This is a genomic window from Fodinicola feengrottensis (assembly GCF_039530045.1).
GTDB classification, from domain to species: Bacteria; Actinomycetota; Actinomycetes; order Mycobacteriales; family HKI-0501; genus Fodinicola; species Fodinicola feengrottensis.
The window spans coordinates 181,985-202,804 of record NZ_BAAANY010000020.1; the positions used below are offsets into that span (position 1 = coordinate 181,985).

Annotated in this window: 24 protein-coding genes; 10 read left to right on the top strand and 14 right to left on the bottom strand. The window is 66.3% G+C overall.

What is annotated here, in order from left to right; genetic code table 11:
• Positions 1 to 28: 28 nt before the first annotated feature.
• Entirely contained in the window at positions 29 to 619 is a 591-nt protein-coding gene (locus ABD301_RS24985) for a GNAT family N-acetyltransferase (RefSeq protein ID WP_344312919.1), read from the top strand.
• Positions 620 to 628: 9 nt separating this feature from the next.
• Positions 629 to 1,117 (top strand): pyridoxamine 5'-phosphate oxidase family protein, encoded by a 489-nt coding sequence (locus tag ABD301_RS24990; protein WP_344312920.1) that lies wholly within the window; start codon positions 629 to 631, stop codon positions 1,115 to 1,117.
• On the opposite strand, the gene ABD301_RS24995 is transcribed toward ABD301_RS24990, so the two are convergent.
• From ABD301_RS24995 to ABD301_RS25010, 4 genes are all read right to left on the bottom strand, one after another.
• A complete protein-coding gene (locus ABD301_RS24995) occupies positions 1,114 to 1,656 on the bottom strand; it encodes an MOSC domain-containing protein (protein WP_344312922.1) in 543 nt (180 codons plus the stop codon). The two genes, ABD301_RS24990 and ABD301_RS24995, sit on opposite strands and share 4 nt — an antisense overlap.
• 1,046 nt (positions 1,657 to 2,702) lie before the next feature.
• Positions 2,703 to 2,951: a hypothetical protein gene (locus ABD301_RS25000; RefSeq protein WP_344312924.1), complete on the bottom strand. Its 249-nt coding sequence runs from the start codon at positions 2,949 to 2,951 to the stop codon at positions 2,703 to 2,705.
• A 21-nt stretch (positions 2,952 to 2,972) separates the two neighbouring features.
• Positions 2,973 to 4,331 (bottom strand): Pup--protein ligase, encoded by a 1,359-nt coding sequence (gene pafA, locus ABD301_RS25005; RefSeq protein WP_344312925.1) that lies wholly within the window; start codon positions 4,329 to 4,331, stop codon positions 2,973 to 2,975.
• Between the two features lie 184 nt (positions 4,332 to 4,515).
• Positions 4,516 to 5,829, bottom strand: coding sequence for a flavin monoamine oxidase family protein (locus tag ABD301_RS25010; protein WP_344312926.1), 1,314 nt, complete (start codon positions 5,827 to 5,829; stop codon positions 4,516 to 4,518).
• Between the two features lie 113 nt (positions 5,830 to 5,942).
• Here ABD301_RS25010 and ABD301_RS25015 point away from each other — a divergent pair, with 113 nt between their 5' ends.
• Together ABD301_RS25015 and ABD301_RS25020 are read left to right on the top strand one after the other, a co-directional pair.
• A complete protein-coding gene (locus ABD301_RS25015; protein WP_344312927.1) occupies positions 5,943 to 6,554 on the top strand; it encodes a PadR family transcriptional regulator in 612 nt (203 codons plus the stop codon).
• A gap of 147 nt (positions 6,555 to 6,701) precedes the next feature.
• The gene (locus tag ABD301_RS25020; protein ID WP_344312928.1) at positions 6,702 to 7,151 is read left to right on the top strand and encodes a hypothetical protein; all 450 of its coding nucleotides are present in this window, start codon (positions 6,702 to 6,704) and stop codon (positions 7,149 to 7,151) included.
• Positions 7,152 to 7,163: 12 nt separating this feature from the next.
• Here ABD301_RS25020 and ABD301_RS25025 read toward each other — a convergent pair whose 3' ends face one another.
• Complete coding sequence (locus ABD301_RS25025; protein WP_344312929.1) at positions 7,164 to 7,901, bottom strand: SDR family NAD(P)-dependent oxidoreductase; 738 nt, start codon at positions 7,899 to 7,901, stop codon at positions 7,164 to 7,166.
• Between the two features lie 101 nt (positions 7,902 to 8,002).
• On the opposite strand from ABD301_RS25025, the gene ABD301_RS25030 reads away from it, so the two are divergent.
• From ABD301_RS25030 to ABD301_RS25045, 4 genes are all read left to right on the top strand, one after another.
• Complete coding sequence (locus tag ABD301_RS25030; RefSeq protein ID WP_344312930.1) at positions 8,003 to 8,605, top strand: TetR/AcrR family transcriptional regulator; 603 nt, start codon at positions 8,003 to 8,005, stop codon at positions 8,603 to 8,605.
• 140 nt (positions 8,606 to 8,745) lie between these two features.
• Complete coding sequence (locus ABD301_RS25035; RefSeq protein ID WP_344312932.1) at positions 8,746 to 9,447, top strand: peptidylprolyl isomerase; 702 nt, start codon at positions 8,746 to 8,748, stop codon at positions 9,445 to 9,447.
• Positions 9,448 to 9,450: 3 nt separating this feature from the next.
• Positions 9,451 to 10,011 (top strand): cyclodeaminase/cyclohydrolase family protein, encoded by a 561-nt coding sequence (locus tag ABD301_RS25040; RefSeq protein WP_344312933.1) that lies wholly within the window; start codon positions 9,451 to 9,453, stop codon positions 10,009 to 10,011.
• Complete coding sequence (locus ABD301_RS25045; protein ID WP_344312934.1) at positions 10,008 to 10,802, top strand: bifunctional 5,10-methylenetetrahydrofolate dehydrogenase/5,10-methenyltetrahydrofolate cyclohydrolase; 795 nt, start codon at positions 10,008 to 10,010, stop codon at positions 10,800 to 10,802. Before ABD301_RS25040 ends, ABD301_RS25045 begins: the two co-directional genes overlap by 4 nt.
• Before the next feature lie 67 nt (positions 10,803 to 10,869).
• On the opposite strand, the gene ABD301_RS25050 is transcribed toward ABD301_RS25045, so the two are convergent.
• Together ABD301_RS25050 and ABD301_RS25055 are read right to left on the bottom strand one after the other, a co-directional pair.
• Complete coding sequence (locus tag ABD301_RS25050; RefSeq protein ID WP_163573389.1) at positions 10,870 to 11,535, bottom strand: DJ-1/PfpI family protein; 666 nt, start codon at positions 11,533 to 11,535, stop codon at positions 10,870 to 10,872.
• 15 nt (positions 11,536 to 11,550) lie between these two features.
• A complete protein-coding gene (locus tag ABD301_RS25055) occupies positions 11,551 to 12,441 on the bottom strand; it encodes an SDR family oxidoreductase (RefSeq protein WP_344312936.1) in 891 nt (296 codons plus the stop codon).
• A 69-nt stretch (positions 12,442 to 12,510) separates the two neighbouring features.
• On the opposite strand from ABD301_RS25055, the gene ABD301_RS25060 reads away from it, so the two are divergent.
• On the top strand, positions 12,511 to 13,146 hold the full coding sequence (locus ABD301_RS25060) for a TetR/AcrR family transcriptional regulator (RefSeq protein WP_344312937.1): 636 nt from the start codon (positions 12,511 to 12,513) through the stop codon (positions 13,144 to 13,146).
• Here ABD301_RS25060 and ABD301_RS25065 read toward each other — a convergent pair.
• The 3 genes from ABD301_RS25065 to ABD301_RS25075 form a co-directional block, all read right to left on the bottom strand.
• Positions 13,109 to 14,314 (bottom strand): MFS transporter, encoded by a 1,206-nt coding sequence (locus ABD301_RS25065; RefSeq protein WP_344312939.1) that lies wholly within the window; start codon positions 14,312 to 14,314, stop codon positions 13,109 to 13,111. The genes ABD301_RS25060 and ABD301_RS25065 overlap by 38 nt on opposite strands.
• Positions 14,301 to 14,876, bottom strand: coding sequence for a helix-turn-helix domain-containing protein (locus tag ABD301_RS25070; RefSeq protein WP_344312940.1), 576 nt, complete (start codon positions 14,874 to 14,876; stop codon positions 14,301 to 14,303). Before ABD301_RS25070 ends, ABD301_RS25065 begins: the two co-directional genes overlap by 14 nt.
• A gap of 95 nt (positions 14,877 to 14,971) precedes the next feature.
• Entirely contained in the window at positions 14,972 to 16,021 is a 1,050-nt protein-coding gene (locus ABD301_RS25075; RefSeq protein ID WP_344312941.1) for an SDR family oxidoreductase, read from the bottom strand.
• A gap of 150 nt (positions 16,022 to 16,171) precedes the next feature.
• Between ABD301_RS25075 and ABD301_RS25080 the strand changes: the two genes are divergently transcribed.
• Positions 16,172 to 17,053 carry a LysR family transcriptional regulator gene (locus ABD301_RS25080; protein WP_344312942.1) on the top strand — a complete coding sequence of 294 codons (882 nt, stop codon included), beginning with the start codon at positions 16,172 to 16,174 and terminating at the stop codon, positions 17,051 to 17,053.
• A gap of 29 nt (positions 17,054 to 17,082) precedes the next feature.
• On the opposite strand, the gene prcA is transcribed toward ABD301_RS25080, so the two are convergent.
• From prcA to dop, 4 genes are all read right to left on the bottom strand, one after another.
• Positions 17,083 to 17,922 carry a proteasome subunit alpha gene (gene prcA, locus ABD301_RS25085; protein WP_344312943.1) on the bottom strand — a complete coding sequence of 280 codons (840 nt, stop codon included), beginning with the start codon at positions 17,920 to 17,922 and terminating at the stop codon, positions 17,083 to 17,085.
• A 50-nt stretch (positions 17,923 to 17,972) separates the two neighbouring features.
• Entirely contained in the window at positions 17,973 to 18,812 is an 840-nt protein-coding gene (prcB, locus tag ABD301_RS25090) for a proteasome subunit beta (protein WP_163573385.1), read from the bottom strand.
• Positions 18,813 to 18,923: 111 nt separating this feature from the next.
• Positions 18,924 to 19,202 carry a ubiquitin-like protein Pup gene (locus tag ABD301_RS25095; protein ID WP_425551979.1) on the bottom strand — a complete coding sequence of 93 codons (279 nt, stop codon included), beginning with the start codon at positions 19,200 to 19,202 and terminating at the stop codon, positions 18,924 to 18,926.
• 47 nt (positions 19,203 to 19,249) lie between these two features.
• Positions 19,250 to 20,752, bottom strand: a complete 1,503-nt coding sequence (dop, locus tag ABD301_RS25100) for a depupylase/deamidase Dop (RefSeq protein WP_344313246.1) — start codon at positions 20,750 to 20,752, stop codon at positions 19,250 to 19,252.
• Positions 20,753 to 20,820: the final 68 nt, after the last annotated feature.

Sequence of the window (20,820 nt, forward strand, 5' to 3'; positions counted from 1 at the left end):
TGCCAATCATGATCATCATACTGACGAGGTGATCGAGACCAAGTTCTTTGTACGACAGCCAATCCTCACCGGTGAGCGGGTGGTGCTCGAGCCGTTGACGATCGACCACCTGGACGGCGAGGTGGCGATGCTGGCCGATCCGCAGGTGCGGCGGCTGACCGGCACCCACCAGACTTTCACCGAGGAACGCATCCGAAAGTTCCTGCTGACCCGGCCAGACCAACACGACCGGGCTGACTACGCCGTGTTGCACCAACCCGATCGGGCATACCTGGGTTCCCTCGCGCTTTTCGATCTGGACGAGGAAAACGCCTCGATGGCCTACCGGATAGCGCTTGGTCGGACGCTGCCGTACGGGCAGGGGCTCGGCACCCAGGCCACCCGAATGATCGTCGACTTCGCCTTCGATCTTGTTGGCCTGCACCGCGTTCACCTGGAGGTTTACGACTTCAACCGGCGTGCGCAGCGGGCGTACGAGAAGAGCGGTTTCGGGGTGGAGGGGCGCCAGCGCGACGCCCTGAACTGGGACGGCGACTGGCACGACACGATCTCGATGGCAATTCTCGCGACCGATCCACGGCCGTGGCATGCTCGGCCGGCCGAAACTACCAGGAGTTGATGAGCTTCAATGCCAGATCTTGAGACGATCGCGCCGGCCTTTGTCGAGGTCGCCCATAGCATTGTGTGGGCTACAGTCGCCACTGTGGACAGTGCCGGCCGGCCCCGGACCCGGGTGCTGCATCCGTACTGGGAATGGAAAGACGGCGAGCTGACCGGCTACGTCGCGACCTGGCAGACGCCGGTCAAAAAGGCACACCTGGCCAAGAGCCCATATGCGTCGGTCGCCTATCGCGCCGAAGGCTACGGCGACTGCGCGATCGCCGAATGCGCTGCCGCTTTCGCCCCTGACGACGCCATCCGTACGAAGGTGTGGAACTTCTTCCAGAACACCCCGGAACCGCTTGGCTACGACCCAGCTGCCATCGGCGTACCAGGCTGGGACGGCCCCACCTCACCAGCCTTCTCAGTCCTGGAATTCCGCCCCTGGCGCCTCAGCGTCCTCACCAAAGACACCCTCATGACCAAAGGCCCCGCCGGCGCGGTGTCCTGGCCCTAAACCGGCAGCAGTTTTTTGTGCGGCCGGGTGGGCAACTCAATATCAATCACGTCGCCCGGCCGTACCGCCCCGCTGGCCAAGACAATCCCCATCACGCCGGCCTTGCGGACCAGATCTCCTTCTTCGTCGCGCCCCAGCACGGCCTTCATCAGGCCAGCCGAGAAGCTATTGATCTGCTGGCACGGATTGCGCAGGCCGGTCACCTCGACCACCGCACCGTCACCCATTCTCAACAAGGTTCCGGTCGGCAGCCCCAGCAGATCTATCCCGCGCGTGGTGATGTTCTCGCCCAGGTCCCCCGGATTGACCTGATAGCCCACCGGTTCCAACTCGTCGAGCAGCTCCGCGTGAATCAGATGCACCTGCCGAAGGTTGGGCTGCGACGGATCCCGCGCCACCCTGGACCGATGCTGCACAGTCACCCCCAAATGCGCATCCCCTTCCACGCCAAGCCCCGCAACCAACCGAATCTCTGCCGCCACCGGCTTACTAAACCGATGTCCCGAATCGGCACAAACCGCGATCACGCGCGCTCCCATGCCCCCATCTTTTCAGCCCGCCACCTGCCGACAATCCCTGTCCCCAAACTGCAACGGACATCACCCCACCCGCGCGAGACCGTCGCCTTCAACCCTCGGTCGCCACCTCCGACGCAACCCAACCCCGTCTACTCACCCCGTGCGGGACAGAACTTTTCAACCCATAGTTGGCCAACTTAGACGAACCCCAGCCCCGCTGACCTCACCCCGTGCGGACCCGTCACCCTCAACCCAAAGTCGGTCAACTCCGACGCAACCCAACCCCGCCGTCCCCACCCCGCGCGGGACTGCCACCTCTAAACCAAAGTTGGTCAACCTTATACGGGGCCAGCCCCGGGGTCCCCACCCCGCGCGGGACTGCCACCTCTAAACCAAAGTTGGTCAACTTTGTACGGGACCCAGCCCCGTCCGGCGTCATCGGCCGCCAGGCCGATGTTGTCGCCCCTCCGGCAGGGGCGTCGGTCCCCCAGACCCTGCGGTTTTTGCAGGGTCTGGGGGACCGACTCTCGTAGCCGTAGTCGACGGCGCCCGCGCCGAAGGCGCCAGAAACACAGGGCGGATCGGCAGTAACCATCGGAAAATCCCGCCCCCGCCACCGGTCTTTGGTGGCGGGGGCGGGATTTTCCGATGGCTGGTAGACGAGACGCCGCACCCTCACAGAAAACGCCCTTAACCAAGGAGCTCACTTCCGCAGCACACGCGGCCCTTAACCAGGGCTGTCACTTCCGCAGCACACTCAGCCCTTAACCAGGGCCGTCACTTCCGCAGCACACTCAGCCCTTAACCAGGGCCGTCACTTCCGCAGCACACTCAGCCCTTAACCAGGGCCGTCACTTCCGCAGCACACTCAGCCCTTAACCAGGGCCGTCACCCCGCACCAACAAACACCACTCTCAACACGGTCCTTCGCACTACAGATCGCCCGGAACCAAGCGGCCGTACCGACACCGGACCCGCACACCCACGCAGCCGACGCAATCAGTCAGAGCAGACTGAAGTCCAGCCTCCGGCAAAGTCACCCGTCGCTCGTACGTCAGCAAAAAACGTCACGCATACATCACCAACAGGCCGAAAACGACGATGAAGCCGATCAGCGCCGCCGCGTAAACCCAGGTGCGGAATGCGCCGGCATGCATCTGATACTGGACCTTGGCACGCCGACGCTCGAGACGACTGAGACCGCGAAGCTTGGGACGTGCTTGCTTCACGTAGTCCGGGCGCAGGAAGGCATACCGGAGCCACCCGACGAACGCGTTGGACGTGCCTTCGGTGGCCGGGGTCTCAGGGCTACTCACGGTGGGAACCTTCTCATACGACTACATGCTGGCGATGAGCTTGTCGACCCGATCGTCCACCGAACGGAACGGGTCCTTGCACAGCACGGTGCGCTGCGCTTGGTCGTTCAGCTTCAGGTGCACCCAGTCGACGGTGAAGTCGCGCCGTTTTTCCTGCGCGTGTTTGATGAATTCGCCACGCAGTCGGGCCCGGGTGGTCTGCGGCGGGACGCTCTTGGCTTCGAAGACCTTCAGGTCCCGGGAGATGCGTACGGCCTCGCCACGGTTTTCCAGCAGCCCGGACAGGCCGCGGCCACGGCGGATGTCGTGGTACGCGAGGTCGAGCTGGGCGATTCGCGGGTGGGACAGCGGAAGCGAGTGCTTGTCGGCATATCGCCGGATCAGCTTCTGCTTGATCACCCAGTCAATTTCCTTGTCGACAAGCTCCAGATTGTCCGTCTCCACCGCGCGGAGCGTGCGCTCCCACAGCTCCAGGACATGTTTGGCGACCGGATCGCTGCCCCGCCGGGTGACGAAGTCGGAGGCCTTGGAGAAATACTCCTGCTGGATCTCCAGCGCGGACGCCTCGCGGCCGTTGGCCAGCCGGATCTTGCGGCGGCCGGTCACGTCGTGGGAGACCTCGCGGATCGCCCGGATCGGGTTCTCCAACGCCAGGTCACGCAGCGCGACACCGGACTCGATCATCCGGAGCACGAGGTCGACCGTGCCCACCTTCAGCAGCGTGGTTGTCTCGCTCATGTTCGAGTCGCCGACGATCACGTGCAGCCGGCGGTAGCGCTCGGCGTCGGCGTGCGGCTCGTCCCGGGTGTTGATGATCGGCCGCGATCGGGTGGTCGCCGACGAGACGCCTTCCCAGATGTGCTCGGCCCGCTGCGACAGGCAGTAGACCGCTCCGCGCGGGGTCTGCAGCACCTTGCCGGCACCGCAGATCAGCTGCCGGGTGACCAGGAACGGGATCAGCACGTCGGCCAGCCGGCCGAACTCCCCGTGCCTGCCGACGCAGTAGTTCTCGTGGCAGCCGTACGAGTTGCCGGCCGAGTCGGTGTTGTTCTTGAACAGGTAGATGTCGCCGGCGATGCCCTCGTCTCGGAGCCGCCGCTCGGCGTCGATGAGCAGCCCTTCCAGCACTCGCTCGCCGGCCCGGTCATGGGTGACCAGGTCAGTCAGCGAGTCGCATTCGGGCGTCGCGTATTCCGGATGCGAACCGACATCCAGATACAGCCGGGCGCCGTTGCGCAGGAAGACGTTGCTGGAACGCCCCCAAGACACCACCCGACGGAACAGATAGCGGGCCACCTCGTCCGGACTCAGGCGCCGCTGCCCGCGAAACGTACAGGTGACGCCGTACTCGGTCTCCAGACCGAAAATGCGTCGATCCATAGTCAGACCCTAGCCGGCCGGATGCCTTCTAGGTGACAACTCGCCACGGTCAGTTTCCGGGAAAACTCAGGCACCGCACGCTGAGTAGCCGCTGGTTTTGCCGCATCGACGCGATGCGTGCGCCCACCGCACGCATCGCGTCGATGCGGCAGGGCCGGCCGCGTGGAGTGCGGACAGAGAGTGATCACCGAGTGATCGACTGGAAGGTCCGATGGACGGTGGCGGCGGTCCGCAGCCCGCTTTCGATGGCGCCGTCGATGAAACCGGCCCAGGCGGTGGCATAGTCCGAGCCGGCGAACCGGACCAGGCCGTGGCCGGCCTGCAGCGCGGCCAGATAGCTGGTCAGCTGGCCGGGTTGCAGCATGGGCCAGGTTTCCCGGGAGAACTCGTCGGCGACCCAGTGGTGGCCGGTGACCTCCAGGATCTCCAGGTCGTCCCGCCAGCGATGGACGGCATTCGTCACGCCGGCCAGGTCGTTCGGGTCCAGGACAGCGGCATCCGGACCGAAGGCGACGAAGATCGTGTCACCGTCAGGTCCGGTCGCGGGGAACTCCGACCGCAGCCAGGTCAGGCCGTTGCTGGCCGGCGCGTACGCGGTGAACGGCTCGACCTCGCCACGGACCTTGATCCACGTCTTCAGCCCACGGCTCGCGAGCCGCTCCGCAACCGCCGCCCCGATCAGCGGCGGCAGCGCCGGCTCGAAGTCGATGCCGGCCAGGGCATTCACCGGCACGGTGACGATGACCTGGCGGGCCGCGTACGTACGACTGTCCGCGGTGACCACCACCGCACCGGCAGCGTCCTGCGAGATCCGCCGTACGACCTGGCCGAGCCGCAGGTCAGCCGTGGAGTCAGCATGAATGCCCTCAGCCAGCGACCGAGTGCCGGTGGCAATCCGGTACGTCGACGTGCTGTCGTCCATAAGTTGCCAGTCGCCTGAGGCAGCGGCACACCAGCGCAGCGCCTGGGTGAGCGCGCACAGCTCGGGCGGCGCGCTGAAGTGCTCGGCCCAGATGCCGATCTGCAGCTCGCGGTCCTCGTCGGCGAGGTCGAGCTGGCCGAATCGGTCGAGGATGCACTGGCCGTCAATCTCACCGAGATCAGGGTTCGAGAGCGGCTCGTACGGCCGCGGAAACCACTTCAGAGCATCCCTGAGCAGCGCGTTATGGCCGGGAGTGATCCGCGCCCGAAAGTCCGCGGGTGACTCCACCCGGACCTGCCCGCCGGCGATCCACCGCACCTGTTGCGCGGTCGGGCTGGCGACGACGGCCAGGTCGTAGCGGGTGATCTCGCTCCAGGTGTGCGGCTGCAGCCAGTGCACCCAGGTGCCGCCCATCTCCAGTTGGCGGCCGAACCGCTCGTCGGTCCACGTACGCCCGCCCATCCGGTCACGTGCTTCCAGCTGCAGCACCGAATAGCCGCGTCGGCTAAGTTCGCGTGCCGCGGTCAGACCGGCGAAGCCGGCGCCCACGATCACCACGTCGTACGACTCGGTCATAACTTCGGGTACCTCCCGGCTGGACGGCTCGAAACGCCCCTCACACTATGACCGCACTTGACTCCCATATGGCAGACCGCCATACTGCGTTATGCATTAGATGGGGAGGATGGATGGCGGAGCTACGCCGCAGTGATCGCGACCTGGTCGCGTTGACGGTGCTGGCGCTGTTGATGACCGGACCGAAGCACACGTACGAGATGCATCGGATGATGATCGACACCCACAAGACATTCGTCACTGGCCTGCCCCGCAGCATGTACCACGCAGTCGAGCGGCTCCTAAAGGACAACTTCATCGACGCGGTTGACACGCTCAAGGACGGCCCACGACCCGAGCGAACGGTGTACGCCCTCACGGACGCTGGCCGAGCCGAGTTGTCAGAACGAGAAGAACGCCTGCTGCGTACGCCCGATGCCGACTCGACGCTACTCGTCGCGGCGCTCTCGTACCTGGGTTGCCTCTCGGTCGATCAGGCGAGAGCGGCTCTCACCGCCCGCGTCGAGACCTTGGACCGCCAGGTCGCCGCTGCCACCGCGACACTGACGGACGTTGGTCCGCAGCTGCATCGATTGCTGCTGCTCGAGCTGGAATACGACCTGGCCAGGGAAACCGCCGAGGCGCGGTGGGTCGGCCAGCTCATCGCCGATCTGGCCGACGGGACACTCGACTGGCCAGCGGACCCACGTGAGCTGATCAAGGAGATGCCGTTCCCTAAAACATAAACGCCCGGACGGGATGTTGGCCCATCCCATCCGGGCGACCACACCGACCTGCACGCGTACGCACCGGATCGGCCTGGACCAAGCACCGGCCAGCATAGCCCGGATACCCGTACGCCTGCGGAAACCCAGCAACCCGTAGGAGCATTCGTGTCCCCTGTAGCTACTGCCCGCAAGCCGCTTTTTGAAGCGTCCGCATATATCCAAGCCCCGATCGCCGACCTGATCCCACGTCTGTTGCACCTGAAAGTCGGCCCGGTGACTCGTACGAGCGCACCACTGCTGAGTCGCGACGACGAGCGGCCCGGATGGATCGTCTCGGGTGGCCCGGACCAGTTCGACGTACACGCCGGCGGAACGCATGTGCTCTACATGGACCTCGATCGGGAGCGCCACACGATCGGCATGCAGGGCCACTGGTGGTATCGCGGCGAGTTCACCTTGGTGTCCGAGCCACCCGGCACTCGCCTGATCCACCGCGTCTACAACGTCGCCGCCCGCGGTCGCTGGGCTGTCCCGTTCGCGAACCGGATGTTCGCTGGTTACCAGCGCCGCACCCAGCAGGGCGTCGACGACCTGGCCCGCACCCTCAGCTCGTGACCACCGCGCGAGTCAGGCGTTGGCGCCGCCGTCGACGGTGATGGTGGCGCCGGTGATCTGGCGGCCGCCGTCGCCGACCAGGTGGGCGACGGTCGCGGCGATGTCGTCGGCGGTGCCGTAGTGGCCGAGGGCGGTGCGCTGGCGCTGCTGATCGGCGTGCTCACCATCGGCCGGGTTCATCTCGGTGTCGGTCGAGCCGGGCTGCACCAGGTTGACGGTCACGCCCTGCTCGCCGAGGTCGCGGGCGAGGCCCTTGGTCAGGCCGGCCAGCGCCGCCTTGCTCGCTGCATAGAGGCTGACCCCTGGCCGGTTCGCGATGTCGGCGAGGTTGCTGCCGATGCTGACCACACGCCCGCCGGCCGGGAGGTGCTTCGCGGCGGCTTGGACGGCGACGAACACGGCCCGTACGTGGATGGCGAAGGTCCGGTCGATCTGCTCGACCGTCACGTCCGCGAGCGGTCCGGCGACGAAGATGCCGGCGTTGTTGACGAGGATGTCCAGCCGTCCCAGTTCGGACACCGTACGCTCGACAGACGCCGTCACATCGGCCGCATTCGCGGCATCGGCACGGATCGCGACGGCGCGACCGCCGGCGGCCAGGATCTCGGCCACCACCTGCTTCGCCCGATCCTCGGCCCGCTCGTACGTGATGGCGACCGCCGCGCCCTCACTGGCCAGCCGTCGTGCGGTAGCCGCCCCGATGCCGCGACTTCCGCCGGTCACCAGTGCGACCTTGCCTGCCAAGCTCATGCCCGCTCCTTTTCTGTGTCGACCGCTACATTAATATGTCTACCAGTCGCCCAGTCGCGGCCGCAACAGTATTGTGGTGATCGATACAAAACGGAGGCGAGATGGCCACACGCGGCCGACCACGGGCATTCGATCGGGATATCGCGCTCAGGCAGGCGATGGAGGTCTTCTGGGCTCGCGGGTACGAAGGCACCTCCATCAGCGACCTCACGACCGCGATAGGCATCAACTCCCCCAGCCTGTACGCGGCCTTCAGCTGCAAGGAAGCACTCTTTCGGGAGGCGGTCGAGCTGTACGGCAAGATCGAAGGTGGCACCTCGGAGCGAGCGCTGACCCGTGAACCGACCGCGCGGGCAGCGGTCGAGGCGATGCTCCGCGACAACGTGTCCGTCTACACCGAGACGGACACCCCACCAGGGTGCATGGTCGTCCTCGCCGCCACGGTGTCGAATCCGGTGAACGACGGCGTACGCGACTTCCTGGCTGACTGCCGCCGCGAATTCGTCGACCTGCTCCACCGCCGTCTCGAGCGCGGCATCGCCGATGGTGATGTGCCGGCGGACGCGGACATCGCCGCGATGACCGAGTTCTACGCGACCGTCCTGCACGGCCTGTCGATACGGGCCAGAGACGGCTCATCCGCGGCCACTCTGACCAAGGTCGCCACTGCCGCCATGGCCACCTGGGACGCACTCGCCAGCTAACGCCCTGCTTCGCCGCCGTTTTTGTCCGCAAAGCCCCGATGCTTGCGTGTGGTGCAAGCAACGGGGTGTTGCGGACAAAAACCGGGGACGGTGGTGTCGTACGCTTACGCCCCCATTGTCGTCTGTGGAGGTCCGCCTCGATGCGTCGGCGCAGCCTGTTCGTCGTCTCTGTCCTTGCCATGGTGCTGGCCCTCGCCGGTGCCGCCTCGGCCGCACCTGGGCCGACGGCCCCGGCGCTGACCACCCCCACCCGGTCCCACGCGGCCGTCACCACGGCCACTGATGCGTGCGGCTACACAGCAGTGAAGCCGAAGGACAAGTTCCGCGGAATCCCGACCTTCAACGCGGCCGCCGCGGCCCGGCCGTATGTGGCGCGCCTGTTCACCAGCCAGGGCGTCATCACGTTCCAGGCGCTCACCACTAAGGCGCCCTGCACAACGTACTCGTTCCGCTTCCTGGCCCAGCGGGCCTACTACGACCTGACCCACTGCCACCGGCTCACCACCCAGCGGCTCTACGTGTTGCAGTGCGGTGACCCGACCGGCACCGGCAGCGGCGGTCCCGGCTACCAGTTCGCCGACGAGAACCTCACCGGAGCCACCTACGAGGCCGGTACGGTCGCGATGGCCAACGCCGGACCTGGCACCAACGGCAGCCAGTTCTTCTTCACCTGGAAGGACACCACGCTGCGGCCCAACTACACGCCGTTCGGCAAGGTCATCGGCGGCATGGACGTGTTGAAGAAGATCGCCGCGGCTGGCGAGGACGACCAGAACGGTGACGGCGACGGCTATCCCACCGCCTTCACCCAGATTCTGCACGTCCAGGTGTCCGGAGGCTGACGTTTGTACGACTGGACAGTTGACGAATTCCTGACCCGGCTGGCGAGTCGTACGCCGGCACCTGGCGGCGGTGCGGCCGCCGGCACGCAGGCCGCGATGGGTGCGGCGCTGCTGGCGATGGTCGCCCGCTACAGCGACGGCGAGGTCGCCGGCCGGGTCGTGACAGCGGCCGACGAGCTGCGTGAGACTGGCCTGCGGCTCGCCGCGGCTGACGCGGCGGCTTTTGAAGCAGTCGGTACGGCCTACAAACTACCGAAAACAACCGACGACGAACGCCAGGCGCGTACGGCTGCGATCAGTTCGGCGTTGGCCGGTGCCGTCGAACCGCCGCTGGCCGTGATCGCGGCGGCCCGTCAGCTGATCGACCTCGCCGAGCAGCTTTTGCCAGTCAGCAACAAAAACGTCATCACCGACATCGCGGCCGCCGCCGAGTCGATCCGGGCGGCGGCCGCTATCTCGCGGGTGAATGTGGAAATCAACCGTGGCCCGGCGGCGGATATCGACGATTTATTGGTACGCGCCGAAGACCTGACCACGGCCGTGCGACGGGAAATCGCGCCATGACGATTTCCCTGTCGGGTACGGCGTTGGCTGCGGCGATCAGAGCGGGGATCACCGGGACTCCGGCGCGTCTGGCCATCGTCACGGCGACGACCGACGAGGCGACCGCCTGGTATGTCCGGTCCATCTCGGCAGCCGCCGCAAAAGTCGGCATCTCCTGCGAAGTAGTCGAAACCAAGGATGTCGCTGGCACGCTTTCCGAGCTTGGCAACGACATCCATGGCATCATCCTCGCGACTCCGGTGCCTGGTGAAGTGCCGGCAGCAGAGTTCGCGATGGGCATTCCGCCAACCAAGGACGTCGACGGTGCGAACCCCGTCAGCCTCGGACGGCTCGCCGCCGGACTACCGGCTTTCGCACCCGCCACCGCGGAAGCCGTCGTACGGCTGCTCGAGCATCACCACATCGAGATCGCTGGCCGCCGAGCCATGATCGTTGGCCGGTCGACCGTGGTAGGCAAGCCATTGGCGCATCTGCTGCTCAACCGGCACGCCACCGTCACGGTCGCCCATTCGCGTACGCCCGATTTAGCGGCTGTCACGCGAGAAGCAGACATCCTGATCGCGGCAGCCGGACGAGCCGGATTGATCGGGCCCGATCACGTGCGCCCGGGCGCCGTGGTGATCGACGTGGGCACGAACCCCACCGCTGACGGCGGTCTCGTGGGGGATGTCGATCCGGCCGTCGCCGACCGCGCCGGCGCGCTGAGCCCCGTTCCCGGCGGCGTCGGACCGGTGACCACCGCGCTGCTGCTCAGCCACACCGTGGACGCGGCTAGAACTGCGGCGCACTAGGGCGCGTCTCCTCATCCCAGGCGGCGAGGGCCGAGCCCAAACGCCGCCTGGGATGAGGAGACGCGCCCTAATCAAAAACCATCGGCTGAGGGTGCTCGATCTGCGCGGCCATCGATGCCTCCGCGAGCTGGCGGACCTCGGGTGACGCCTTGCTGATGTGCCCGGCGTCGTACGGCGGCCGTGGGTCGTATTCAATGAGCAGCTGTACGGCCTCGGCCTGCTCCTGACCGGCGATCTGGCCGGCCAGCCAGAGCGCGAGGTCGATGCCCGCCGACACACCGGCCGCGGTGACGATCTTGCCCGACCGCACGATCCGCTCGTCCGGTCGCGGCTCGGCGCCCAAACCCGGCAACGCTGCCATTGCCGCCCAGTGTGTCGTCGCCGGGTGCCCCTTGAGGATGCCGGCCGCCCCGAGGATGAGCGCGCCGCTGCACACCGATGTTGTCCAAGTCGTCGTCTTATGGACCTCGCGAAGCCAGTCGAGCAACTCCTGATCGCCCATCTCGGCGAGCGTGTTGGCCGCTGCGCCGGGCACCAGTACGAGATCCGGCGCGGGGGTGTCCGCGAGCGAGTGTGTGGTCACCAGGCTGACGAGACCGCTGTCGACCTTGAGAGAACCGGCCTTGACGCTGACGAACCGTAGATCGACACCCGGGAGGTTATGCAGCACCTCGTACGGGCCGATGGCGTCCAGCATCGTGACGCCCGGATAGAGCACGATCGCGATCTGCATGGTATTTCTCCCTGGTTAGCGGTCTGTGATGGCGGGGCTGGGCGTGTCCTTGGCGGGGCCGGCGGGCATCTGGGTCGCGACCAGGTAGGCGCGGAGGGTGGCCGGGAGGTACGGGATGACGGACGCGAATCGGGCGTCGCGGCCGATCAGGTAGCGAGGGCGTGGGTTGGGGCGTTCAAGCGCGCGTACGAGCACCCTGGCGGCGGCTTCGGGTGCGAGACCGTTGCCTCCGCGCTCCTCGGCGGTGTTGATCGTCGCCTCCATCGCGGCGCCATAGTAGCGGCGAGCCTCGACGGGTAGGCGGTCGTAGAGCGCGCGCCCCGCACTGACAGCGGTGCTCCAGATCTCGGTCGCGATGGTGCCCGGTTCGACGAGGATGACCTTGATGTCGGACGGTTTCAGCTCCGCGCGAAGGCTGTCGGCCAGGGCGGCCAGCGCGAACTTGCTCGCGCTGTACGCACCGAGCAGCGGGCTGGCGACCCGGCCGCCGATCGAGCCGACGAAGACCACTCGGCCACGAGTCTTTCGCAACTGCGGCAGGAAAGCCTGCGTCACGGCCAGCTGACCGGTCAGGTTGACCTCCAGCTGCCGGCGGAAATCGTCCAGCGGCAGAAACTCAAGCGGTGCGCCGATCGCGATGCCCGCGTTGTTCACGACAGCGTCCAACGGCCCGGCCGCGCCGAGGTGGCCGGCCGCCGCGTCGATCGACGGCTGGTCGGTCACATCCATCAACACCGGCTCGCCGCTTGCACCGAGCTCCTTGCGCAGACTCTCGGCGTCCTTCTCGCGGCGGACCGCCGCGTACACGTACCAACCTCGTTCGACCAGCTCTTTTGCCGTGGCCCGGCCAATGCCGGTGGACGCTCCGGTGACAAGTATGCGGCGGCTGCTGGTCTCTGCTGGCATCGGCTCGACCTCTCAATGTTTACGTCGGCAACATGCTCGAGGAAAGCAGCTGATGTTTATCATGTCAACATGGCACCCGAGGGATATCACCACGGCAACCTCCGGCCGGCGCTCGTCCAGGCCGCCCGGGAACTGCTCGCGGACGGCCGCGACAGCGACCCGTCACTGCGCGAGGTGGCACGCAGGGCAGGCGTCAGCCACGCGGCTCCTTATCGACATTTCGGCAATTTCGCGGCACTCCGCGAGGAGGTCGCGGCTGCTGTGATGCGCGACCTGGCCGCCGCGATCCGGTCAGCCGGCCGGCGCGCCGGCGACCACCCGGAAATGGCACTGCGCGCCGCGGCCACCGCCTATCTGCGCTACCAGCTCAGCCATCCCGGCGAGGCGAAGCAGTTCATTGAGCGTAACCACGCCGATATTCCGGCCGACTCCCCCGCCCTGGCCGCCGGCGAGGATGCACTTGTCGCTCTTGGCGAGATTCTCTATCGCGGCCAGCAATCGGGGGTGTTCGTCGACACGGATATCGAGCTGTTGGTGAAGACATGTTGGGCCTTGGTGCATGGCGTCCACATGTTCGTGACCATCGGAAAGTACGAGCGAGTCAGCCCGGCGAAGGCGAGTCAACTGGTCGACCCACATCTGGACCTGCTGCTGTCCGGAATCCGCGTCACAGGTGCGCCGCCCGCAGCCGCCACATCGAAATAATCGCCGCTACCGCGCAGATTCCGCCGCATGCCGCGAAGAAGACGCCGATCCCCCAGCCTGCCGCGATCAGGCCGGTCAACGGGAAGAGCAGCGGACTCAATCCGAGCGTACAGAACGTCGTGACGGCCGTGACTCGTCCCAGATACCGCGGCTCAGCCTCTTTCTGGATCAGCGCATTGCTCAGGACCATGGTGCAACCACTGGAAAACCCGAGCAGGCCAGCGATGGCGATCGCGACGAGCTGGAAGTTCAACAGCCCAATGACAGTCACCAGAACTGCCGTGATCACCAACGACAACGCCATCGTGAGTCCAGCTCGCCTGATACCGCGGACAGCACTGAGCACCACTGCGGACGCCGCACCGCCGACACTGAAGGCGCTCAGAATCCAACCCAAGATCGACGCGTTCCAGTGATGTTCTTTGACAAACAGCACGAGCCCGACGGCAACCGGGCCACTGAAACACATTTCGCTCAGTCCGATGACAATGACGAGCGGCACCAGGCTGCGCTTGCTGCGCAGGTGATTCAGGCCCGCACGGAAATCCTTCCAGGGCGACTCCCGCTTTTCTGGAGCACGTCGGTGTACGCGTACGGTCAGCAAAACCGCCAGTGACAGCGCGAAAAGTACGCCGGAAACGCCAAACGCGCCGGCCGCTCCGCCGATCAGCGCGGCCGCGGCCAGCACCGGGCCGATGGCGTTGCTGGCGCGTACGCCGAGCATGCGCAGGCCCTGCACTCGAGAAAGCTGATCCGTCGTGGTCATCGAAGCCGGCAACGCACCGACCGCTGGCATGAAGAGAGCGTCGACCGTGCCGAAGGCCAATGCCAGCACCACCAACAGCCACACCTCCAGCTGACCGAAGAAGATGACGGCCGCAGCGGCCAGAATGAGTACGCAGCGGACAAGATCGCTGCCGATCACCACCAGCCGAGGGCCGAAACGATCGGCCACCACTCCGCCGCCCAGCATCAGAATCGCCCTGGGCACCGACCCAGCGGCCAGAATGACGCCCACCCCGACCGGCCCACCGGTACGGGCCGCGGCCCACGACAGCGCCACGAAATAGACGAGATCACCGGTCACCGAGGCGGTGTATGCACCCAGCCAGCGCAGGATGTTCGGGTCTCGATGGGCGGCGATCGTCCGGTTGTCAGTCAGTAGCAATCCGGGGCTCCAGCAGCGGGTACGCCTGCAACTGCACCGAAACCGCGGTCTCGCCGGTGGGCGCGTCGCGATAGCGGTTGATGACCGCTACCAGCTCACTTTTGAGGCTGTTCAACGCATCTGGCGTGATCGTCAGGGTGTAGTCGCTGAAAATGCTCGCGCCATACCAGTCCTGCGGGAGCAGCGGGACCTGGCCGGCGAGGGTGCGCAGGGTGTCGGCGTACGCGAGGACCAGGGCTTGCGCGTACGCACGGCCTGCCTCCTGGTCTGGTGACTGGGCGGGGTCGTGGAACGAGGTCCGGTGCAGGGCGCGCCACCAGCGATCGCGGCCGGTGCCCCGCTCCTCGTCTTCGTCGATGAGGTCGCCGGCGGCGAGTTTGCGCAGGTGGTAGCTGGCGGCTCCGGAGTCGATCCCGAAGATCGCCGCCAACTGTCGTCCCGTCGCCGGCCCGTGGTGACGGAGGTGGTTGAGCAGGGCCAGGCGCATGGGATGGGCAAGGACTCTGAGGGTTGCCGTGTCGAGGGTTACGTCCTTGTTCGGATCCGGTTGCAGCACGTCCATGCGCCCAGTCTAGAACACGAACGGTTATTCGCGAACAGTTCTTCGGCTTTATCTTGCGAGTGCCGGAGCCACCGCGCCACATCACAGACAGACCACTAGGGGATCAGGCGGCGCTTGCGGAATTCAGTGAAGAGGGACAGGAACATTTTCTCTGTGTCCACGAACTCATGGAAGCCGAGCCGCCGCGCCTTGGTGCCATCGGCGAAGAAGTCATAGTCCCACCCGAAGACGAAATCACCGAACGTCCACGACGACACGTCTGAGTACGGGTGCGGCTCGAGGTCGTGTTTGGCGACCATCGCGTTCCAGAGGGGTTCCTTGTCGGCCATGACATCGGCGAGTGACAGGTGCAATGGCGGGGCGACCTCCAGGTCGAAGAAGGCGGCGATTTTGGGCCACAGGTCGTTCCAGCGGAAGAGGTCACCGTTGTTGATGTTGAAAGCCTGGTTCGCTGCCCGGTCGTCGGTCGCGGCCCAGACAGTCGCGCGAGCGAGCAGGCCGGCGTCGGTCATCTCCAGGAGGGTGTCGTACGCGCCGGCCTTACCGGGGAAACGCAGCGGGATACCCAACTCCTTCGACATGGCGGCATAGATCGCGATGACCATGGTCAGGTTCATCGGGTTTCCCAGCCCGAACCCACAAACTACCGACGGGCGCAGCGCGGACCAGGTCCAGGTCTTGCCCTTCTGCGTACGTTCAAGGAAATCCTGCTGGTCAATGTTGAATTCCGGCGGCATGTGGTTCGCGTCGCTCTCCTTGGCCGGCGTCTTGAACGGGCCGAGATGCGCGCCGTAAACCTTGTAGCCCTGCATCAAACTGACGTGCCGCAAGCCAGCCGCGACCGGCTCGATGGCCTCGACGACGTTCACCAGCATCGCGAGATTTGGTGGAACCAGCTCGGCCCAGGTCGGGCGGTCCTGGTACGCGGCATAAAAGACGTGCGTCACGTCGCTCAGGTCGGCGAGTTTCTCGAAGGTGTCCGTACGATCCAGCAGGTCGACGGAAATATTCCGCAGGTGCGCCGAAGAAGGACCGCCGCGACGCGACAGGCCGACCACGTCCCAGTCGCCCAGGTCCAGCAGGTGGTCGATCAGGTTGCCGCCGATGACTCCGCGGGATCCAACGACCAACGCGACCTTACTCATTCCGGCACTCCAGACTTGTGTTCGACAGTCACAAAATCAGCGGCGAGTACGGCGGGCGCGGAGTCCGACAGTTGACTCATGGGACAAGGATGCCGCGGAAGCACCGATAGGACAAAGTCTTGTTTCTCACTGGAGCGATAAGATCTGTTTATGACGACGCTCCGGCAGCTTGAGTACCTCGTCGCGGTGGTCGACGAAGGCTCGTTCACCCGGGCCGCCGAGCTGCTGCACGTCACCCAACCAGCGCTTTCCCATCAGATTCGCGCACTCGAACAGTCGACCGGCGGATTTCTGCTGGAACGGCTGCCGAGGTCGGTACGGCTCACCCCAATGGGTCGGGCCATGCTCCCGCACGCTCGCGCCGCGCTCGCCGACGCCGGCCGCGCCCGTACGGCCGCGAGGCAGGTCGCCCACCTCGAACAGGGCGAGCTCCGTCTCGCGACGCTGTATTCGGTCAGCCTCGGCGTCCTGCCGCCAGCTCTCAAAGCGTGGCGGCAGGAACACGGCGACGGGATCGCGATCCGGCTGTTCGAGCATCGCCACGCCGACGAGCTGGCGGCCGCCATGACCGCCGGTCAAGCGGATCTCGCCGTCGGGCCAGCGCCGGCGGGGTGGGCCGGTCCGGTGCGTGACCTCGGCGTCGAGGAGTTTGTCGTGGTCGTGCCACAAGACGATCCAGTAGAGGACGAAAACGGGACCATCGCGCTCAATCAACTTCAGGACCGCGACTGGGTGCACTACGCGCCCAGCAACGGACTCGCCGATATCCTCAACCGGCACTGCGCGGCGGCAGGTTTCCAGCCACGGGCAGCCGTACGCACCGAGCAGACCGCGGCGGCGCCGGTCCTCGCCGCTGCCGGGCTCGGTCCAGCGTTGGTGCCGTCGAATGTGCTGTCGCCGCACTTCGATGGCAGGGTGTTGAGACCGGAGCCGCGGATCCTGCGGACCCTGACCGCCTACACCCGCGACGAACCCGACCCGATCGCCGCCGCCTTCATCGAGATTCTCAAGGCCAACGCCAAAATCCGCTAGACCAAGGCTCAGCTTCTAGAACCCAGCTTCTAGGACTCAGCCGGAGTGTCGCCAGTGCCGGCCGTCTCGTCCGGCTTGCCGGCTGGTTTCTTGGCTGGCTTCTTCCCTGGAGTCTTCGCCTCAGCAGTCGCTGCCTCAGGGGTTTCCGAATCAGGGGTCTTCGGCTCGGCGTTTTCGCCGAGCAGCTCTTCCAACCGGCTGTTGCGGACCCGGCGGAACGCGCGGCCGGTGCGGTGGCGATCCAGGATCGCGACCTCCAACTGCTCGGCCTTCAGCTGCCGAGGCGAGCCGTTCTCGCCACCGACGCTGCCCAACGCCTTCACCGCGAGCTGGAGAGCCTCGGCCAGCTCCAGAGTGTCCTGATGGCCTTCCTTCAGCACCGTCGAAATGCTTTCCGGCTGGCCGCCCATCGTCACATAGCCGGGTTCGTCGCCGACTGAGCCGTCGTACGTGATCCGGTAGAGCTCGTCCTCGGCGGCGGTGGCGCCCACCTGAGCCAGGCAGACCTCCACCTCCAGCGGCTTGGACTGCTCGACGAACAGTGAGCCCAGCATCTGCGCGTACGCGTTGGCGAGGAACTTGCCGGTCACGTCGACCCGGTCGTAGTTGTAGCCACGCAGGTCGCAGATCCGGACGCCGGCCATCCGCAGGTTCTCGAACTCGTTGTAGCGACCGACCGCGGCGAAGCCGATCCGATCGTAGATCTCGGACACCTTGTGCAGCGCGGACGAGACATTCTCGGCCACGAACAGCACACCGCCGGCGTAGCTGAGCACGACGACACTGCGGCCGCGGGCAATGCCCTTGCGGGCATACTCCGAACGGTCCCGCATGATCTGCTCGGGTGACGCGTAGAACTGCATGGCCACGGTTGGATCGGCTCCTTCTGCTGGTCGGACTCGGCCGTCGAGGCTGCTGGTCAGCCGCCGGGGTTGGCGGTCCGGTCCTGGACCACCGTCCGCGTCAGGGCGGCGATGGTGTCCCCGTCGATCTCGCGGGCCCCGTCGATGTCCACCTGGAACACCAGCGGGAAGATCTGCCGACCGAGATCGGGTCCGCCGGTCGCGGTGTCGTCGTCGGCCGCGTCGTACAAGGCCTCGATCGCCAGCCGGACCGCCCGATCTCCGTCAAGGTCGTCACGGTAGAGCTTCTTCATCGAGTTGCGGGCGAAGATCGAGCCCGAACCGACCGAGTGGAACTTCTGCTCTGGATACGGCCCGCCGGTCGGGTCGTACGACCAGATGCGACCGCTGCTCGCCGGGTCGGCGGCATCCGGGTCGATGCCGGCGAACAGCGGCACCACCGCGAGCCCCTGCATGGCGGCGGCGAGGTTGCCGCGCACCATGTTGGCCAGCTTGGTGGCCTTGCCGGAGAGCGACAGCATGACGCCCTCCATCTTCTCGTAATGCTCCAGCTCAACCTGGAAAAGCCGGACGAACTCCAGGGCGAGGCCCGCGCTGCCGGCGATGCCGATCACCGAGAACTCGTCAGCGGGGTAGACCTTGCGCATGTCGCGGTTGGCGATCATGTTGCCGGCGGTGGCCCGCCGGTCGCCGGCCATCACCACGCCGCCGGCATATTGCAAGGCGACGATGGTGGTGCCGTGCGCGCTCAGATGGCCAGCGTTCCCGGGCGGCATGGCCCGCCGGCCGGGCAGCAACTCGGGCGCGACCTGACCGAGCAGATCGGTGAACGACGACGTGCCCGGGGTGCTGAAGGATTCCGGCAGGCGTCCGTACGAGGCGGAACCAGCAGCCACGTGGGTTCTCTCCTATGGGTCGGCGGCTTCAACGAGCTTGCAGACGATACCGGTCGCGCCGGCGGTGGTCATGCTACGGGCGGGCCGAAACGCCCGCCCGCGGCACGGCCCCTACTGGCCGCCCTTCTGGACATAACCACGGACGAACTCCTCGGCATTCTCCTCGAGCACCGAGTCGATCTCGTCCAACACGTCGTCGACGTCGTCGGAGAGCTTTTCGTGCCGCTCGGCGACCTCAGGATTCGCCTCCGGCGCCGGCGTTTCCTCGTCCTCGACGTTCCTGCGGTGCTGCTGACCGCCACTCTCTCGCGTTGCCATCGGCACTCCCGGTGTCGGCTTGAGCATCAACGTCCTGACCCAAACGATATCTCGCCGAACCGACAACGCCATGCCGCGCAACGCAATCCGGCGCCGCCTTCGCGAACGAGCGGCTGGGGTTAGCGCGAACCGGTGATGGCGTCGATCAGCTGCTCGGCGGTGTCACAGCGGTCTAGCAGGTCCTTGACATGGGCAGCGGTGCCGCGAGTGGGCTCCATCATCGGCACCCGTACGAGCGACTCGCGGCCCACGTCGAAAATCACCGAATCCCAGCTTGCGGCCACCACCGAGGCGCCGAACTTACGCAGGCAGCGACCCCGGAAATATGCCCGGGTCTCCTCCGGCGGGTTGGTGGTGGCCGCGAGCACCTGCTCCTCGGTGACCAGCCGTTCCACCGCATCCCGGGCCACCAGCCGGTTGTAGAGCCCCTTGTCCGGCCGCACGTCCGCATACTGCAGATCGACCAGCTGCAGCCGGGACGAACCCCAACCGAGCCGGTCGCGGTCCCGGTAGCCCTGCAGCAGCCGCAGCTTGGCCACCCAGTCCAGCTCGCGGGAACACTTCATCGGGTCGTCGCCGAGCCGCTCCAGCACCGACTCCCACCGGTTGAGCACATCCACGGTCTGCTCGTCGGCGTCCGTTCCATACCGGTCCTCGACGAACTTGCGGGCCCGCTGGCAGTACTCGTGCTGGATCTGCAGCGCGGTCAGCCGGCGTCCGTCGCGCATCCGGACCTGGTGTTTGAGCGAGACGTCATGGGAAATCCGGTGCAGCTCGCCGACCGGCTCGGCGATGCCCAGGTCATCGGGCAGGAACCGGGCCTCGATCATCGCCAGCACCAGCGCTGTCGTGCCGACCTTCAAATACGTCGACACCTCACAGAGGTTCGCGTCGCCGATGATGACGTGCAGCCGGCGATACTTGTCGGCGTCCGCGTGTGGCTCGTCGCGGGTGTTGATGATCGGCCGCTTGAGGGTCGTCTCCAACCCGACCTCGACCTCGAAGTAGTCAGCTCGCTGGGACAGCTGGAAGCCGTCCTGCGACCCGTCCTGTCCGATGCCGACCCGGCCGGCCCCGCAGATCACCTGCCGGGTCACGAAAAACGGTGTCAGGTGGGTGACGATCTCGGCGAACGGCGTTTGCCGGCTCATCAGGTAGTTCTCATGCGAGCCGTACGAGGCGCCCTTGTTGTCGGTGTTGTTCTTGTAGAGCTGCAGCGTCGGCGCGCCGGGCACCGAGGCGGCCCGCTGGGCGGCCTCGGTCATCACCCGCTCGCCGGCCTTGTCCCACAGCACGATGTCCAGCGGCGACATCACCTCGGGCGTCGAATACTCCGGGTGGGCGTGGTCGACGTAGAGCCGGGCACCATTGGTCAGGATCAGGTTCGCCAGCCCGAGGTCCTCGTCGGCCAGCGCCTCGGCCGGGTCATACAGCGCGCCGCCGAAGGTGAAGCCGCGCGCGTCGCGCAACGGCGACTCTTCCTCGTAGTCCCACCGGGTCCGGCGCTGCCGGGTCAGCTCCTCACGCGATCCGTACGCGTTCACGACCAGTGAGGAGGTGACCATCGGATTGGCCTGCGGCTGGCCGGGCACCGCGATGCCGTACTCGACCTCGGTGCCCATTACCCGTCGTGTCGTCACTACAACAGCCTAATAGCCGGCACCGACCGTCGCGCCGGTGTGTGGGTGAT

Bases quoted from the DNA above. Each gene is read 5' to 3' on its own strand.
- ABD301_RS24990 (WP_344312920.1), top strand. From the start codon at position 629: ATGCCAGATCTTGAGACGATCGCGCCGGCCTTTGTCGAGGTCGCCCAT.
- ABD301_RS24995 (WP_344312922.1), bottom strand. From the start codon at position 1,656: ATGGGAGCGCGCGTGATCGCGGTTTGTGCCGATTCGGGACATCGGTTT.
- pafA (WP_344312925.1), bottom strand. From the start codon at position 4,331: ATGGATCGACGCATTTTCGGTCTGGAGACCGAGTACGGCGTCACCTGT.
- ABD301_RS25010 (WP_344312926.1), bottom strand. From the start codon at position 5,829: ATGACCGAGTCGTACGACGTGGTGATCGTGGGCGCCGGCTTCGCCGGT.
- ABD301_RS25015 (WP_344312927.1), top strand. From the start codon at position 5,943: ATGGCGGAGCTACGCCGCAGTGATCGCGACCTGGTCGCGTTGACGGTG.
- ABD301_RS25025 (WP_344312929.1), bottom strand. From the start codon at position 7,901: ATGAGCTTGGCAGGCAAGGTCGCACTGGTGACCGGCGGAAGTCGCGGC.
- ABD301_RS25030 (WP_344312930.1), top strand. From the start codon at position 8,003: ATGGCCACACGCGGCCGACCACGGGCATTCGATCGGGATATCGCGCTC.
- ABD301_RS25035 (WP_344312932.1), top strand. From the start codon at position 8,746: ATGCGTCGGCGCAGCCTGTTCGTCGTCTCTGTCCTTGCCATGGTGCTG.
- ABD301_RS25045 (WP_344312934.1), top strand. From the start codon at position 10,008: ATGACGATTTCCCTGTCGGGTACGGCGTTGGCTGCGGCGATCAGAGCG.
- ABD301_RS25050 (WP_163573389.1), bottom strand. From the start codon at position 11,535: ATGCAGATCGCGATCGTGCTCTATCCGGGCGTCACGATGCTGGACGCC.
- ABD301_RS25055 (WP_344312936.1), bottom strand. From the start codon at position 12,441: ATGCCAGCAGAGACCAGCAGCCGCCGCATACTTGTCACCGGAGCGTCC.
- ABD301_RS25060 (WP_344312937.1), top strand. From the start codon at position 12,511: ATGGCACCCGAGGGATATCACCACGGCAACCTCCGGCCGGCGCTCGTC.
- ABD301_RS25070 (WP_344312940.1), bottom strand. From the start codon at position 14,876: ATGGACGTGCTGCAACCGGATCCGAACAAGGACGTAACCCTCGACACG.
- ABD301_RS25075 (WP_344312941.1), bottom strand. From the start codon at position 16,021: ATGAGTAAGGTCGCGTTGGTCGTTGGATCCCGCGGAGTCATCGGCGGC.
- ABD301_RS25080 (WP_344312942.1), top strand. From the start codon at position 16,172: ATGACGACGCTCCGGCAGCTTGAGTACCTCGTCGCGGTGGTCGACGAA.
- ABD301_RS25095 (WP_425551979.1), bottom strand. From the start codon at position 19,202: ATGGCGTTGTCGGTTCGGCGAGATATCGTTTGGGTCAGGACGTTGATG.
- dop (WP_344313246.1), bottom strand. From the start codon at position 20,752: ATGGGCACCGAGGTCGAGTACGGCATCGCGGTGCCCGGCCAGCCGCAG.